18 protein-coding genes and 1 tRNA gene are annotated in these 14,370 nt (G+C 62.7%); 9 read left to right on the top strand and 10 right to left on the bottom strand.

The features are described 5' to 3' along the window. Positions 1-109: 109 nt before the first annotated feature. Entirely contained in the window at positions 110-556 is a 447-nt protein-coding gene (locus OJ996_RS15535; RefSeq protein ID WP_264514542.1) for a cupin domain-containing protein, read from the top strand. On the opposite strand, the gene OJ996_RS15530 is transcribed toward OJ996_RS15535, so the two are convergent. Together OJ996_RS15530 and OJ996_RS15525 are read right to left on the bottom strand one after the other, a co-directional pair. Further along, entirely contained in the window at positions 557-1,870 is a 1,314-nt protein-coding gene (locus OJ996_RS15530) for a homoserine dehydrogenase (RefSeq protein WP_264514541.1), read from the bottom strand. It abuts the gene before it with no gap. A 48-nt stretch (positions 1,871-1,918) separates the two neighbouring features. Then, positions 1,919-2,161 (bottom strand): hypothetical protein, encoded by a 243-nt coding sequence (locus OJ996_RS15525; protein WP_264514540.1) that lies wholly within the window; start codon positions 2,159-2,161, stop codon positions 1,919-1,921. 92 nt (positions 2,162-2,253) lie between these two features. Here OJ996_RS15525 and OJ996_RS15520 point away from each other — a divergent pair, with 92 nt between their 5' ends. Genes OJ996_RS15520 through OJ996_RS15510 form a run of 3 tightly spaced genes read left to right on the top strand, consistent with a single transcriptional unit; the run spans position 2,254 to position 5,116 of the window. Further along, positions 2,254-3,591 (top strand): OmpA family protein, encoded by a 1,338-nt coding sequence (locus tag OJ996_RS15520; RefSeq protein ID WP_264514539.1) that lies wholly within the window; start codon positions 2,254-2,256, stop codon positions 3,589-3,591. Between the two features lie 44 nt (positions 3,592-3,635). Beyond that, on the top strand, positions 3,636-4,439 hold the full coding sequence (locus OJ996_RS15515) for an HAD family hydrolase (protein WP_264514538.1): 804 nt from the start codon (positions 3,636-3,638) through the stop codon (positions 4,437-4,439). An 11-nt stretch (positions 4,440-4,450) separates the two neighbouring features. Further along, the gene (locus OJ996_RS15510) at positions 4,451-5,116 is read left to right on the top strand and encodes a hypothetical protein (protein ID WP_264514537.1); all 666 of its coding nucleotides are present in this window, start codon (positions 4,451-4,453) and stop codon (positions 5,114-5,116) included. Positions 5,117-5,119: 3 nt separating this feature from the next. On the opposite strand, the gene OJ996_RS15505 is transcribed toward OJ996_RS15510, so the two are convergent. Genes OJ996_RS15505 through glpK form a run of 3 tightly spaced genes read right to left on the bottom strand, consistent with a single transcriptional unit; the run spans position 5,120 to position 8,785 of the window. Continuing rightward, entirely contained in the window at positions 5,120-5,716 is a 597-nt protein-coding gene (locus tag OJ996_RS15505) for a trimeric intracellular cation channel family protein (protein ID WP_264514536.1), read from the bottom strand. A 38-nt stretch (positions 5,717-5,754) separates the two neighbouring features. After that, the gene (locus OJ996_RS15500) at positions 5,755-7,311 is read right to left on the bottom strand and encodes a glycerol-3-phosphate dehydrogenase/oxidase (protein ID WP_264514535.1); all 1,557 of its coding nucleotides are present in this window, start codon (positions 7,309-7,311) and stop codon (positions 5,755-5,757) included. Beyond that, a complete protein-coding gene (gene glpK / locus OJ996_RS15495) occupies positions 7,298-8,785 on the bottom strand; it encodes a glycerol kinase GlpK (protein ID WP_264514534.1) in 1,488 nt (495 codons plus the stop codon). The genes OJ996_RS15500 and glpK overlap by 14 nt, the downstream gene beginning before the upstream one ends. Positions 8,786-8,875: 90 nt before the next feature. Here glpK and OJ996_RS15490 point away from each other — a divergent pair, with 90 nt between their 5' ends. From OJ996_RS15490 to OJ996_RS15470, 5 genes are all read left to right on the top strand, one after another. Then, positions 8,876-10,594, top strand: a complete 1,719-nt coding sequence (locus OJ996_RS15490) for an ABC transporter ATP-binding protein (protein WP_264514533.1) — start codon at positions 8,876-8,878, stop codon at positions 10,592-10,594. 26 nt (positions 10,595-10,620) lie between these two features. Then, the gene (locus tag OJ996_RS15485) at positions 10,621-10,920 is read left to right on the top strand and encodes a hypothetical protein (protein ID WP_264514532.1); all 300 of its coding nucleotides are present in this window, start codon (positions 10,621-10,623) and stop codon (positions 10,918-10,920) included. Between the two features lie 211 nt (positions 10,921-11,131). Then, positions 11,132-11,206: transfer RNA gene (locus OJ996_RS15480), tRNA-Gly, on the top strand. 333 nt (positions 11,207-11,539) lie between these two features. Further along, complete coding sequence (locus OJ996_RS15475) at positions 11,540-11,926, top strand: hypothetical protein (protein WP_264514531.1); 387 nt, start codon at positions 11,540-11,542, stop codon at positions 11,924-11,926. A 100-nt stretch (positions 11,927-12,026) separates the two neighbouring features. Then, a complete protein-coding gene (locus OJ996_RS15470) occupies positions 12,027-12,485 on the top strand; it encodes a site-specific integrase (protein ID WP_264514530.1) in 459 nt (152 codons plus the stop codon). Positions 12,486-12,602: 117 nt separating this feature from the next. Here OJ996_RS15470 and OJ996_RS15465 read toward each other — a convergent pair whose 3' ends face one another. From OJ996_RS15465 to OJ996_RS26420, 5 genes are all read right to left on the bottom strand, one after another. Continuing rightward, a complete protein-coding gene (locus OJ996_RS15465; RefSeq protein WP_264514529.1) occupies positions 12,603-12,842 on the bottom strand; it encodes a hypothetical protein in 240 nt (79 codons plus the stop codon). Between the two features lie 90 nt (positions 12,843-12,932). Continuing rightward, positions 12,933-13,196 carry a hypothetical protein gene (locus OJ996_RS15460; protein ID WP_264514528.1) on the bottom strand — a complete coding sequence of 88 codons (264 nt, stop codon included), beginning with the start codon at positions 13,194-13,196 and terminating at the stop codon, positions 12,933-12,935. Between the two features lie 211 nt (positions 13,197-13,407). Further along, positions 13,408-13,836, bottom strand: coding sequence for a hypothetical protein (locus tag OJ996_RS15455; RefSeq protein WP_264514527.1), 429 nt, complete (start codon positions 13,834-13,836; stop codon positions 13,408-13,410). 44 nt (positions 13,837-13,880) lie between these two features. Next, a complete protein-coding gene (locus OJ996_RS15450; protein WP_264514526.1) occupies positions 13,881-14,168 on the bottom strand; it encodes a WYL domain-containing protein in 288 nt (95 codons plus the stop codon). 62 nt (positions 14,169-14,230) lie between these two features. Further along, the coding region (locus OJ996_RS26420) for an Hsp20/alpha crystallin family protein (RefSeq protein WP_345783791.1) at positions 14,231-14,370 on the bottom strand (140 nt) is incomplete at its 5' end.

The following is a 14,370-nucleotide window of genomic DNA, read 5'->3' as shown; positions in this document are numbered from 1 at the left end:
ATCCCGCCGCCAATCAAGCTCGCGAAATGTGGATTTCAGATATCCTCAGTTGCGCTTCCGGTGCTTGTCGCGCCATCTTGGAAACGTAGAAGTGCAGATCAGATAACCCATGAGCGAGACCAAGAAGCGATTCGTCCAGACCGGCGAGCCCATTTGCGAGACCAATGCCTGGACCCATAACGAGTGGCTCTGCCGTCCGGACCTGGTTCCCGCCGAGAAGCTTTTGATGGTCCGCGCCACCATGCCGCCGGGGCACTGTCACCCCTTCCATCTCCACCCCCACCGTGAGGAAATCATCCACGTTGTCTCGGGCCGCGCCGAGCAATGGGTAGGCGATGAATACCGCATCCTCGGGCCCGGCGAGATCGCGCATCTCCCGGCCGGAGTGGTCCACGCCACCTACAATCCCTTCGACGAGACGCTCGTCTTCCACGCCATCCTCTCCCCGGCCGTCCTTCCTTCTCCGGAAGACCAGGCCGAGGACCCCAAGGACGTTTCCTCGCAAGCTCCGTGGAGCAGCATCCGCGAGGGTATGACGCCCTGCCGGATGCTGTGATCAGAGCTTTTCGATCCGGAACACCACCGGCTTGCTGTTGATGCAGTCGAGAGCCTCGATCTTGTCGAGGGTCTCCTGCAGCAGGCCGAAGCGGCAGGTGTGGAGCAGGAAAACCATATCGAGGAAGGCCGCGTCCGGCTGGTCCGGCTTCACCGGCGAATGGGTGCCGGAAATGCCGATGCCCGCATCCGCCAGGACCCGTGCCACCTCGGCGATCACGCCGGGGCGGTCGGTGACATCGAAGCGCACGTAGTAGGCGGTTTCCGTATCCTCCACCGGGAGCAGCACGCCGCTCTCGCGATAGGGCAGGAAGCCGCGATGACCCGTGGTCTGGCGCAGCGAGCGCGCCGCCTCCACGAGATCGGCCACCACGGACGAGGCGGTCGGATCTTGGCCGGCCCCGCGGCCATAGAAGAGTGATTCGCCCGCAGCATCGCCATGCACTGCCACTGCGTTGAAGACGCCGTGCACGCTGGCCAGGATGTGGCTCTTCGGGATGAAAGAGGGCTGCAAGCGCAGCTCCACTTCGCCGCCCGGGTGCTCGCGCACCACCGCCAGCAGCTTCACCACGTAGCCGAGGCGGGTTGCAAACTCGATGTCGATGGGCCGGACCTGCTCGATCCCGGCCACATGCACCTGCGCCGGGTCGATCGGGAAGCCGTAGGCCAGCGAGGCCAGCAGGATCGCCTTGTGCGCGGCATCCCAGCCATTCACATCGAGCGCCGGGTCCGCCTCGGCGTAGCCCAGCGCCTGTGCCTCGGCTAGGGCGGCGGAGAACTCCAAGCCCGCGGTCGTCATGCGCTCCAGGATGTAGTTCGAGGTGCCGTTGATGATCCCCGTGATCGAATGGATGCGGTTTCCGATGAAGGACTCCTGCACCGTCTTGATGATCGGAATGCCTCCGGCCACCGCCGCTTCAAAATGGATCGGAGCATCGTGCTCCTTGGAGAGAGCGAAAAGCTCCACCCCGCGCTCGGCCAGCAGGGCCTTGTTCCCCGTGACCACCGGCTTCCCGGCTTTCAGGGCCGCAGACACGATCTCATAGGCATCGGTGGTGCCACCGATCAGCTCCACCACGATGTCCACCGCCGGATCGGCGACGAGCTCCTGCCAAGAGGTCGTCAGCTTCTCTGCGGGCAAGTTCACCGGGCGCACTTTGTTCAAGTCGCGCACCAGCACCTTGGCCACTTCCAGATTCACCACGCCGCCGGTGCGGTCGCAGATCAGGCCCGCATTGCGTTCAAGGGCCAGGACCACGCCGGAACCCACCGTGCCGAGACCGGCGAGACCGATACCAAGAGAGCTGCAATTCACGGGCGCGACCATCAGGGGACGGCGGCCCGCGGAAAAGCGCAAAGCGGGTCAGGTGTCTTCGGATTTCTCCGCCGCCAGCCAATCTCCGAGCTGATCCCCATAGATCCCCTGCTCCTCCCGGCTCTTGTAGTTCAAATAAGCGGCTTTTGCGACGTCCGGCGGAGTGGCCTCGCTCGCTTTGGCGGCCTTCTTGGCCGTCGCTTTCTTGGCGGCCTTTTTCGCAGCCTTCTTGGCGGGGGCCTCGGAGGCGGCCTTCTTGGCCGCTTTCTTCGCAGCTTTTTTGGCAGGCATGACACCCTAGTCGAGCAGACCCGGTGCCAAGCGGCAAGGCTGTTCCGCAAGCCGGTGATTGTCAGCGCTTGTCCCGGGCGTATAGTCCGCCCGTGGAAAACAGCTACGGATGGCGCGCCGCGCGCGAGACCCCGATGCGCCTTCCCGGCCCCGATAATATGGGCTGGTGGGTGGCAGCGGCGTTCTTCGTCGCCGTGATCCTGCACGTGGCCGCCTTCTTCGCGCTCAGCCACATCAAGATTTCGCAGGGCACGATGCCGGCCCAAGAGATCGTCACCGAGCACATCAATCTGGAGCCGGTCGAGGTGCTGCCGCCCGATCAGGATCTGGTCGTGCCGGAGGATGTGGTAGAACCGCCACCACCCGCAGCCAACCTGCTGGAGGAGATCGACATGCTCGCCAAGCTCCCGGAGAACACCGAGCTGGATATCCAGCCGGATCTGGCCGAGCCGGAGTTCGCGGTGAGGCTGGAGAATCCCGCGATGGAGGGTGATCCGCAGGGCGTGGTTGTGGATCCCGCCGCGGGCATCGATCTGGATACTTCTCTGCCCGAGCTCGGCCGCACGGACGACACCCTGCCGCTGGCCGCGGACTCCCAGGTCATCGTGGATCCCGGCGCCAGTGTGGCCGATGACTCGAATCTCGACCGTTTCGCCGAAGACCTGCTCAAAAAGGGCGCCGGAGGTTTGGTCCAGCAGGGCAGCCTCGATGGCGTGGTGACCCTCGACGACATGGCCGGGCTCTCGCCGGACGTGCTGGTGGGCAAGAAAACGATGCTGCCCAGCGACCTCCTTTTCGAATACGACAGCGCCGAACTCCGTGAAAGCGCCCGCGTCGGCATGATGAAGCTCGCGCTGATCATCGACCGGAACCCGAATCTCTATTGCTGGATCGAGGGCTATTCCGACCTCTACGGCTCGGAGGCCTACAACCTCGATCTCTCCCGCCGCCGTGCGAATGCAGTGCGGGAGTATCTGGTGAACACCCTTCGCCTCGAAGGGGCTAAGATCGTGCCGCGCGGCTACGGGATGGGCAAACCCCTAGTCACGACCGGCACGGTGGAAGAACAAGCGCCGAACCGCCGCGTGGAGATCCGCATGCGCCGCACGACGCCCCCGGCCCAAACCACCGCTCAAGCCCCGACCAAGCCTCAGACGGCTCCGCCCCCGGCTATTCCACCGAACCCGGTGCTGGTGAAGCCGATGCGTGCCCTGCCGGTGGACGAAGAGCCCCCGGCCAGCACTCCCGAGCCGACTCCGAAGGCCCGCATGGTGGATGAAGCGCCAACTCCTGCCCCTGCCCCTGCCCCTGCCCCGCCGCGCGCGCAGCCGGTGGAAGAAGATCCCCCGAAGGCAGAACCCGTTGAGGAAGAACCCCCGAAGGCCTCCGAGCTGGAACCGCTCCGCGCCGAACCGGTGGAGGAAGAGTAGGCACCCGGCCTTGACCCTGCCCGTGCCGCAGCTATCCCCGGGGGGTGCAGCCGCTTGATTCCCCTGCCCGCCCTGGAGCGATCCTTTCCTTCGATTTCGACGGAACGCTCTACCACCCGGCGGAGAATCCTCCAGTCAGTCCGCGCCTTTTCCAGAATCTGGAACGCCTGCGCCGCGAGCATGGCGCGCTCTGGGGAATCAATACCGGGCGCTCGATCGGCCACGTCGCAGAGGGCTTGGTCGACGGTCGTTTTCCTTTCGCTCCGGACTGGGTGGTGGCCCGCGAGCGCGAGGTCTGGTTACCGAACGAGAAAGGCCGTTGGGTTTCCCACGAGCCCTACAACAAGCAGTGCGAGGCCAATCTCGCCCGCTTCTTCGCCGAGGTGCAGGACGTGCTCGATGCCATCCGCAACGAGGTGGAAGAGCACACCGGTGCCACCTGGATCGAACAGCCGGGTGATCCGGCCGGCCTCGTCGCCCGCACCGAGGAGGAGATGGCGTGGATCATGGAACGTGTCCAAGCGCTGACCGCGAACACTCCGCACTTGGGCTGGCAGCGGAACTCCATCTGGCTCCGCTTCGGCCACAAGGACTACCAGAAAGGCAGTAGCTTGGCAGAGGTGGCGCGTCACTTCGGCGTCGCCACGGACCGCGTCTTCGCGATCGGCGACAGCCACAACGATTTCGAGATGCTCAGCCCGGATGTGGCGGCGATGTTCGCCTGCCCCGCGAATGCCGTGCCCGACATCCGAGCCCACGTCAGCCAAGGCGGAGGGCACGTCTGCCTGCTGACCCATAGCGAAGGCTGTGCGGAGGCACTCGAACACTTCTTCGGCACCGGTGCCTGATCCCCAAGCCCATGCCGAAAGTTTACCAACGCCTCGTCGCGGACTTCACCATCCCGCCGACGACGCTGACGCCCGAGTTTGCCGCCATGTTGCGCGAGACCATGGCGCAGTTCGGTTTTCATCCCGGTCAGTTTGACTTCGACAGCGACAACCGCGGCACGTTGAACCTTGCCAAGGCGCTATGGGCCCGCAGCAGGGTTTTCTCGGTCGACACCGAGTATCTCGACGGGCGTTTCGACGACTTCGCGAAGCTCATCCGGTCCCACGACTTACTCACGTTGAACTTCGGCAGGGACTTCAACGGCTACGGCTGGAACGAGGATGACGAATGCTCCATCTTTGAACAAACTTGGGGGATGATACTCGGCTTCGACAAGGAGACCGCGATCTGCGACGAGATCTCGCTCTGGACCGATGCGGAGGCGCTCTACCCACCTTCCGACGGCAACCCGGACAACTTCGACTACAGCTTGGTCCAGCTTGCGGAGAACCTCGCGATCGTCCTTCATAACCGGTTGCTTGCGACCGAGACGCACGGCTGGGTGGATTACAAGTACGGCACCGAGAAAACCACTCTCTTCTTCATTTCGGCAAAGAAGAACCTCAGGGTCGCCGAATGCGATCCGAACTGGATCCGTCCGATCAGGGATCTTTCGAGCGAACTGAGCCCAAGCTGATCCTCAGCCGACCGATTGGTGGATTGCATAGCGGATCGCCAACAGGCGGATGCTGACGATGATCCCCGTCGTGACGCCCAGCACCACGCCCTCGTGTAGACCGAGCCGATCCAAACCGAACAGGGCCAAACCGCCGATGATGCAGGCGGTGGCGTAGATCTCCTTCCGCAGCACCAGCGGAATCTGGTTCCGCAATACGTCGCGAAGCAAGCCGCCGAAAGTCGCGCTGATCACGCCGAGAGCGAGACAGGACCACCATGGCAAGCCGTGCGACTGCGCGATCCGGATGCCCGCCACGGTGAACAGGCCGATACCGATCGCATCGAAGAAGGACACGATCCGGTGGAACTTCGCCCACCACTTCGCCCCCACCAACGCGAGTGCAGCTCCCGCCATCGCGAGAATGAAGGTCAGAGGATCCTTCAGGAACAACGGCGGCACATCCCCGATCAAAACGCTCCGGATCATCCCGCCGCCAGCCCCGGTCAGGAAGGCCAGCACGAACATGCCGAACCAATCCATCGCCTTTTCCCGGGCGGCGATGGCTCCCGAGACGCAGAACACAAAGGTCCCCACATTCTCCCAGATCTGGATCAGCACGCGCTCACGCTAACAGAGCATAACCGCACGAGGCAACATCACCCGGTGCTCGACGGATCGCCAAAGACGTAGCCGCGGGCCAACGCGGTGTAATCGCTTGTCTGGGCCCATTCCCAAGCGCTCCCCTTCCCCAGTTCCTCCGCCAGAATCCGGGCCACCGTCGGAGCCGCCGCGATCGAGGCCCTCGCATCGAGCAGGAGACTCCGGCTTCGCCGCGCCAGTACGTCCTCCACGCTCCGGGCCATTTCCTTTCGTGCGTGCCAGCGCACCTCGCCCACCGTGAGCTCCAGCGCCGGATGGACCTTGCTGGTTTCGCCCATTCCGCGAATCGCAATGGCATCGCTCCCATACACCTGGAGATGAGCTTCCGGGATTTCCTCATTCGTGGCGCCGTGGATCCGCAGATCCTCGGTACGGCAGGGCCGCTTCTCCAAGGCAGCCACCTCCTCCACCCGGTTGATCACATCCTCCGCCATTTTGCGGTACGTCGTCCACTTGCCACCGGTAATGGTGATCAAGCCACTCTCGGATGTCAGAATCGTATGATCGCGGGACAAGCTTGCCGTGTTCGATCCGCTCCCCGCTTTCACCAGCGGCCTCAAGCCCGCGAAGACGCTCAACACATCTTCCGGCCCCGGATCGCGCGTCAGATAGCGCGCCGCGTGAATCATGATGAAAGCGATCTCTTCCGGCAGGGCACGAGGTTCGAGCGACCGCCCGGACAAGGGTGTATCGGTGGTGCCGACGACCACGCGGTCATGCCATGGCACGGCGAAAAGCACGCGGCCATCCGCAGTCTTCGGGATCATGATCGCGGCATCACCCGGCAGGAACTCCTTCGGCAGCACCAAATGCACGCCTTGGCTCACGGCCACGATCTTCTCCGCGTTCTCTTCATCCCGGCGCCGCAGGTCATCGACAAAAATACCCGTCGCATTGATCACGCTGCGCGCGCGGATCGTGAAGGCACGCCCGCTCTCCATGTCCTTGGCCTCGATGCCACGGACCTTTCCTTCCTCCTTCACGAGGCCGGTGCACTTCACCCCGTTTGCCAGCTTGGCGCCATGCTCCGACGCCGTCATCGCGAGATGGATCGCCAAGCGTGCATCGTCGAACTGTCCGTCGTGGTAGACTACTCCTCCCGTCAGCCCCTCCGGCTCGATAGTGGGGATCTGCTCCAAGGTTTCCTCCTTCGAAAGCCCCCGGCTGGCGCCGAATCCCAGCTTCCCTGCCAGCCCATCGTAGACCTTCATCCCGATCCCGTAGAAGGGACCCTCCCACCAGTGATAGGTGGGAATCACGAAGGCCAGATCATGCACCAGATGCGGTGCATTCCGCGCCATCCGCCCGCGCTCGTGGAGGGCATCCATGACCAGCGGGATATTCCCCTGCTTTAGGTAGCGCACTCCGCCATGCACGAGCTTGGTAGAACGCGATGACGTTCCCTTCGCGAAGTCCGCCTGCTCGACCAAGGCTACACGATGTCCGCGCGATGCGGCATCCACCGCCGCACCCAAGCCCGTGGCGCCGCCGCCCACGATGCAGATGTCGAACACTTCCGACTCCAGCGCGGCGAGATGCTCAGAGCGTATCATCGGCCCATCCTTTCGAGCGTTCCACCGCGCGGTTCCAGCCGTCCATCATGCGGCTCATGTCTTCCCCGGGGCGTGAGGGATGGAATTCCTTGCCCGCTTCCTGATGCTTCAGCAGTTCCTCGCGGCTTGTCCAAAAACCAACCGCGAGACCGGCCAACCACGCCGCTCCCGTGGCGGTGGTCTCGACCTCCTTGGGCCGCATGACCTCCACGCCGAGGAGATCTGCCTGGAACTGCATCAGCAGGTCGCTGCGCGCGGCACCGCCATCCACCAGCAAGCGCTTCAGCGGAATGCCACTATCCTTCACCATGCAGCCCGCCAACTCCGCGCTCTGGAATGCGATCGATTCGAGCGCGGCGCGGCAAAAATGCGCCCGCTTCGTTCCGCGCGTCATTCCGAAGACCGCGCCCCTCGCGTAGGGATCCCAATGCGGGGCACCGAGGCCGGTGAAGGCCGGCACGAAGTAAAGCCCGCCGCTATCCGCCACCGTGGCGGCCACCTGCTCGCACTCCTCCGCCGTGCGGATCAACTGCAAGTCATCACGCAACCACTTCACCACCGCTCCGCCCATGAAGACCGAGCCTTCCAAGGCATACTCCGTCTTCCCGCCAATCCGCCAAGCCACTGTTGTAAGTAGATTGTTGGTGGAGGCCACGGCTTCCCAGCCGGTGTTCATCAGCATGAAGCAACCGGTTCCGTAAGTGTTCTTCGCCATTCCCGGCGAAAAGCAACCTTGGCCGAAAAGCGCCGCCTGCTGATCGCCTGCGATCCCCGCGATGGGGATGCCTTCCTGCGACTCGCCGAAAATCCCGCTGCTGTCCTTCACCTCCGGCAACATCGAGCGGGGGATGCCGAGGATTCCCAGCAGCTCATCGTCCCAATCGCCACGATGGATATCGTAGATCAGGGTGCGGGAGGCATTCGTCGCATCGGTCGCATGCACGGTCCGTCCGGTGAGCCGCCACAGCAGCCAGCTATCCACCGTGCCGAACATCAGCTTGCCCGCGTCAGCCTTGGCCCGCGCACCCTCCACGTTCTCCAGGATCCAGCGGATTTTGGTCCCGGAGAAGTAGGGATCTAGCCGCAGCCCGGTGCGCTCCGCGAAAAGCTGATCCAACCCCTCGGCCCGCAAGCGCGCGCACTCGCCTGCCGTCCGCCGGTCCTGCCAGACAATGGCATTATAAACCGGTTTGCCGCTGTCCCGGTCCCAGACGAGCGTGGTTTCCCGCTGGTTCGCGATCCCGATGGCCGCGATGTCCTGCGGTTCCAAGTCGGCTTTCCCCATCGCATCCACTGCCGTGGACCACTGGCTCGCCCAAATCGCCAGCGGATCGTGCTCCACCTGACCCGGCTGCGGGAAGATCTGCGGATACTCCTTCTGGCTCACAGCGACCTGCCGCCCCTCATGATCGAATACGATCGCACGGGAGGAGGTCGTGCCCTGATCGAGCGCGAGAATATGGGTTCGAGGCATGGGGCTTCACTCTCTTCCTAACACGGGAATCTCAGGACGCGAAGCATCTTCCTTGCATGATGGCAATTCCGGGCGCTTTTTGGTGACAACATGGCCGTACTCAAGCGCGTCTTCTCCCTCGCCCTGCACTATCCCGGCCGGGCCGCCACCTCGCTGGTCATGGCGGTCATCTGCACCGTGCTCGTACTGGTGCTCCCCACCGTGACTCAGGTGCTGGTGGACGAGGTGATGGACAAGGGTCGCCGCGAGTTGCTCTTCCAGACTGCTTCCCTCGGCATCGGGGCCATCCTGCTGCGCCAGACGCTCTTCATGCTCCGCACCTACGGGAACAACGCGCTGGAGCAGCGCCTGATCCACGACCTCCGCAAGAAACTCTACGACAAACTCCAGCGTCTCCCGATCAAGTGGTTCGATACGAACTCCTCCGGCGAGATCATGTCCCGCGTAGCGAGCGACGTCCCCTCCACCGACCGGGTAATCGTTGAAACGATCGACCAAGCCATCCCTGCCGTCCTTCAGTTCCTGATCATGGCGGGCTGGATGTTCTACAATAGCTGGGAGCTCGCACTCGTCACGCTGGCCCCGCTGCCGATCATCGGGCTGATCACCACCATCTACTCAAAGCGGGCCGAACCCCGCTGGCGAGAATCCTCCGAAGCGTCCGCCGCACTCAACGCCCTGCTGCACGACAACCTCGCGGGCATCCGCCAGATCAAGGCCTACACCGTGGAGCCGGAAGCGCTCGATCGCTTCGATGCCGCCAGCCGTCATGTCGGAGAAAAGCACATGCGCGTGATGAAGGGCCAAGCCCTCGTCTGGCCCGGCGTCTCCCTGCTCGCAGAGTCCGGCATCATCCTCATGCTCGCCTGCGGTGCCTGGTGGGTTCTGGAGGGCAAGATGGAGAAAGGCACACCCATGGCCTTCCTGGTTGCCTGGGGCTTTCTCTTCGATCCCATCTCGCGGATCAACAATCTCACCCAGCTCTACGTGAGCGGCAAGGTCGCTGCGAAGCGCGTCTTCGATATCCTCGACCTGCCGGATGAAACAAATCTCACCGAGGGCGAGCGCCCCGCCGAGTTCAAGGGCAAGGTGGTGTTCGAGAACGCGGGCTTCTCCTACGATCCCGATTCACCTGCGGTCCAAGGCGTGTCACTGATTGCGGAGCCCGGCATGACCGTCGCCCTCGTGGGACCCACCGGTGCGGGCAAGTCCACGGTGCTCAATCTTCTCACCCGCTTCTACGAAACCGACCAAGGCCGCATCCTCCTCGACGACCATCCGATCGAAACCCTCTCGAAGGAATGGCTGCGCGACCACACCGGCTACGTGACCCAGGAGAGCTTCCTCTTCAATACCACCCTGCGCGAGAATCTGCGACTCGCAAAACCGGACGCCACCGATGACGAGATCTGGGCCGCGCTCGATAACGCGAATGCCGCACCCTTTGTACGAGATCTACCGGAGAAGCTCGACACCGTGGCCGGCGAGCGCGGCGTGCGCTTCTCCGGTGGAGAGAAGCAGCGTCTCTCGATCGCCCGTGCCCTTCTGAAGAACCCTCCGCTCCTCCTGTTAGACGAAGCGACTTCCGCTCTCGACAACGAAACCGAACGTCTCGTGCAGCAAGCGCTCGAGAATCTCCGCGCCGATCGCACCTCCTTTGTCATCGCGCACCGTCTCTCGACGGTCCGCAAAGCCGACCTGATTTGCGTGCTACAGGACGGAAAACTCGTGGAGTGCGGAAAACACGAAGACCTTCTCGCAAGAGGCGGCTTGTATTCCCGGCTATGCGAAGCTTCCATTCGCGAATAATCCCCTGCACGCTTCCCGCCCGCCACATGGAAACTGTCCTGCAACTGCCCGAATCCGAAGATCCCTGCACCATCAAAGAAGTCGTCGAAGCGCTTCGAAAGGAGAAGCTTTTCCCCCGCCACGAGTCGAAGAACTGGGGCGATTGGATCCACTTCGAAGGATACCGCACCGTGATCAGCATCGAGTCGATGCGCGGTCTCACCAGCTCCGCCACCGTCGAGCATGCTGAAGACGACGGCGACGAACTGACTCCGGCGATCTTCCGCGCTTTCGGCCGCCTGAATTGGATCGGCATCGGCGAGGATGGAGAGTTTCCCTTGGATTAGATTCAGCTTTCTCCGGGTCACCCGGACCGCGAGCGATCTGCTCGCCACGTAGTCCGCACACATAGCGTGTGCGGACGAATTATTTCAGGGGCTGCCGTTTCTGTGGAACACGCGTTCCACCGAGCCCTCCTCAAACCCACTCAATTTTGATGCAAGTTTTCTCTTGCCGATCGTCGGCCCCCGTGTAGAAACCGCGCACGCGTTTCGCGACGCGGGCGTAGCTCAGTGGTAGAGCGCCACCTTGCCAAGGTGGATGTCGTGAGTTCGAATCTCATCGCCCGCTCCATTCTCTCTCAACGACTTGGCCAGCTTCTGCTGGCCATTTTCGTTTTCCGGCTGCGCCCGAATTTCGCCCGAATGCGCCCGAATTTGGCTAGCAAACCTGCCCGTTTCCGCGCCATTTGCCTTCATGGCCCGCACTCCGAAGCTCATTCCCCGCTACGACCACAAGCGCGGCAAGTGGGTGCTCAACGTCCCCGCCGGCCTCTCGGCGGACGGGAAGCGCCAGCGGATCTATTTTTAGCGGGGAGGCGAGGAGGAAGCCAAGGAGCACGCCCGGCGGCTGAAAGAGGCCAAAGACAACTTCAAAGACCGGGCCAAGGGCATCCGTGCCGAGTTCATGGAAGCGGCCGTGAAGTGGAACGAGTCTGCCATCGAGTTCGGCTTTCACGGCTTGGATCACTTTTGCACGGTGAAGTTCGCCGAAATGGAGAAAGCCAGCCAGTCGCCGAAGCTGGTGCTGCTGCTGGACGCATTTGAAAGCGACCACCGACCTAATTGGTCGAGTCAGTATTATGGCAAGCGGTGGAAGCCTTTCCGCAAGCGTCTGCACGAAATCGAGGAGAACTTGATCTCCGGCATGGACGAGGCTTTTTGGCGAATGGCTGGCAGGCTGGCGCAAAACCGCGAAGCCGGGCCCCGAGACCTACAACCAGCAGCTCGGCGGCATCCGGTCGCTCTTCGAACTAGCCGCGGCCAAGAAGGCCCATCCGCGGAATCCCCTTGACGATCTCCCCGGCATCAACGACGGAAAGCGCAAGAAACCGGTCTCAGCTCCCGCCGACGTCCGGAAGCTCCTGCTGACTGCTTGGGAGTACGATCAAGAGATGGTCCCGTACTTCGCGATCTGCTACTTCGCCGGCCTGCGTCCGGATTCGGAGGCACGTGCTCTCCGCTTCGAGCACATCGACTGGAAGGAAGGCCACATCAAGGTTGACGTCACCAAAACCAACGACGGCCCCAATCGCTACGTGGAGATCGAGAAGCCGCTCCGCGCCTGGCTACGATCGTGGATGAGGCGCAAGGGGCCGATCGTGCCCGACAATTTCGCCAAACGCCGGCGGCGGCTCATCTACGGCTACTACACCACACCCGGTGCCACGCTCGCCGATGAAGCGAAGTGGAAGCAACTCGTTCCTTGGGGCCACGACATCACCCGGCACAGCTACGACTCTTACTGGGAGGCGGCCAACCGCGGCAAGGCCGGGTCACGCGAGAGGATCATGTCGAACATGGGACACCGGGACTTCAAGACACAAGAATGCACGGAGCCGGGCGGAGGGTAAGGAGTTCTGGGAGATACTTCCCCCGACAAGTGCCTTAAAGGTCATCTCCATCGCCTGAATCCCGCTCGCCGATCCAGACGAACGGGAATGCTGGCCGCCAGCCGGCAAGCCACCAACTTAGCAACCCCCATTCACCCTTACCCGCGTCGCCATCCCGCTTTCCTCGTAGTGCTCAGGCTTCATCGCAAGTGCGCCCTTGCTGTCCTCGTCGATGGGCGGCAGCACTGTCACCGAAATGTGGAGTCTCCGCCCGTCCGATAGTCCTTCGAGGAGCGAGACGTCCTCCATACCAATGGCGAGCAAAAAGGACTGAGAGGCAGCGACGATCAGATTGCGACATTCTTCCGGAATAGCCATAGTATGAGGTGTAGCGGCGCGGGAGAATGCCGTTGCAGCTACAAACCGAATCGGGCGGAGTGACAAGTGTCCTTGACGCGTTTGCGTAGATCACCGCAGAGCCTTTTCGACGAAGTCCGGCGGAAACTGGGGATCGCTCCGTATCAAGCCTTCCCGCCGCGGGTCCGCTTCAATCGCAGCTTTGGCAAGTAATCTCGCCTGCCGCTGATTACCCGCGATGTTATAGATCGCCGCCAACTGGTGCAGAATCACCCCCGCCGCCGCTTTGATTTCCCTGCCGGCACAGCAGAGCATGAGCGCGAGGGTTTCCGCCATCCGATAGTGGCGGGCTTGGAAGGCGCAGAACATTCTCACGCGCAGAGCTCGCGGATGGCTCACAACGTCGCCAGACAATGCCGTGAGAGACTCCCAGGCCTCTGCATGCATTCCAAGTTCGAGGTAACCCTCCGCTTCGGCGAAAATGTCCACACATGACCTATGGGGTCCCGTCTTCGCGGGCACAATCATTGAAAGGGCGCGCTTTCGCGGTGTTCCCATATGGTGCTCGTCGTTGCTAATATCCCTTTTATCCAAGCACTTCCGCCAGATAGTCCGCCACGATCCGCGCAATCTCCGCCGGCGTTGCATCATCAAGCATCTGGTAATCCAACTCGCCCTGCGCACCCGCTCCCTCCCGGCTACAGACCAAGTGGGCGGCCAAGCCCGTGATCACCGAGAACACCAGGCGCGGGGCCTCCGGCTTCTCCAGCAGCTTGAGCGAGATTTGCCACTCTCCTCGCGGGTTGGCATCCGTGTTCACCGTCGCCTTCACGCCCGCAGCCTCCAGTCCTCGCCATGCTTCCAGTAGGGTTCGGTGCACCACGCCGTGCAGCACCTCGTGCTTGGAGCGTATGGCCTCGCCCAGACTTTCCCTCTGCGCCGCCTTCCCAGCCTCGCGCTCGCTGGCACGGAGCTGGGCGGAGGCAATGACCTCACTGAATCCGTTGTTTTTCATCGTTTTCGCTCGGAAAGATTGCTCCGCCCTTTTGTTCCGTCCTCTTATGCGGCCACCGGGTGAAGAGACTCCGGCCCCGTCCCGGGATCAAACCGCTCCGGCAGGATTTCAAGGCTGCGGATCTTCCAGTAGTAGAAGTTTGCCCAGCCCCTAAGGCCATCTGCTGGCCCTTCCCTCACGCAGGCTTTCACGATCAGGGATCCTCCCGTGGAGCGTCCCAGCTCCACCGGCTTCACGGTGTAGCTCTGCCCTTCGTAGCTGAACCGGATCACGCGGCATTCGCGGATCGCGTCCCGCACGGCGGACAAGGGTGCACGTTTTTGCTTTTTCATGGCAAAGTGGGGATGGATAGGGAGGCCACCCCGGCCCGCCAGGGGGCCCCCCTGTGTTTTCCTCAGTCGGTTTTTACCTGGATCACGCGAGGCTTGGATACCTCGCTCTTGCCCACGTGCACCTCCAGCACACCGTTGCGATAGCGCGCCTCCACCTTGTCCGGGTCCACGTTCTCCGTCAGTTGGAAGACCCGCTTGAAGC

It is taken from the genome of Luteolibacter rhizosphaerae (assembly GCF_025950095.1).
GTDB lineage: Bacteria > Verrucomicrobiota > Verrucomicrobiia > Verrucomicrobiales > Akkermansiaceae > Haloferula > Haloferula rhizosphaerae.
The sequence above is the reverse complement of the archived record's forward strand: the minus strand, read 5'-3'. Positions and strand labels throughout refer to the sequence as shown.

What these genes read in the sequence shown, in the direction of transcription:
- OJ996_RS15535 (WP_264514542.1), top strand. Translation starts at nt 110, where the DNA reads ATGAGCGAGACCAAGAAGCGATTCGTCCAGACCGGCGAGCCCATTTGC.
- OJ996_RS15475 (WP_264514531.1), top strand. Translation starts at nt 11,540, where the DNA reads ATGGAAGCGGCCGTGAAGTGGAACGAGTCTGCCATCGAGTTCGGCTTT.
- OJ996_RS15490 (WP_264514533.1), top strand. Translation starts at nt 8,876, where the DNA reads ATGGCCGTACTCAAGCGCGTCTTCTCCCTCGCCCTGCACTATCCCGGC.
- OJ996_RS15465 (WP_264514529.1), bottom strand. Translation starts at nt 12,842, where the DNA reads ATGGCTATTCCGGAAGAATGTCGCAATCTGATCGTCGCTGCCTCTCAG.
- OJ996_RS15510 (WP_264514537.1), top strand. Translation starts at nt 4,451, where the DNA reads ATGCCGAAAGTTTACCAACGCCTCGTCGCGGACTTCACCATCCCGCCG.
- OJ996_RS15450 (WP_264514526.1), bottom strand. Translation starts at nt 14,168, where the DNA reads ATGAAAAAGCAAAAACGTGCACCCTTGTCCGCCGTGCGGGACGCGATC.
- OJ996_RS15455 (WP_264514527.1), bottom strand. Translation starts at nt 13,836, where the DNA reads ATGAAAAACAACGGATTCAGTGAGGTCATTGCCTCCGCCCAGCTCCGT.
- OJ996_RS15485 (WP_264514532.1), top strand. Translation starts at nt 10,621, where the DNA reads ATGGAAACTGTCCTGCAACTGCCCGAATCCGAAGATCCCTGCACCATC.
- OJ996_RS15500 (WP_264514535.1), bottom strand. Translation starts at nt 7,311, where the DNA reads ATGATACGCTCTGAGCATCTCGCCGCGCTGGAGTCGGAAGTGTTCGAC.
- glpK (WP_264514534.1), bottom strand. Translation starts at nt 8,785, where the DNA reads ATGCCTCGAACCCATATTCTCGCGCTCGATCAGGGCACGACCTCCTCC.
- OJ996_RS15470 (WP_264514530.1), top strand. Translation starts at nt 12,027, where the DNA reads ATGGTCCCGTACTTCGCGATCTGCTACTTCGCCGGCCTGCGTCCGGAT.
- OJ996_RS15525 (WP_264514540.1), bottom strand. Translation starts at nt 2,161, where the DNA reads ATGCCTGCCAAAAAAGCTGCGAAGAAAGCGGCCAAGAAGGCCGCCTCC.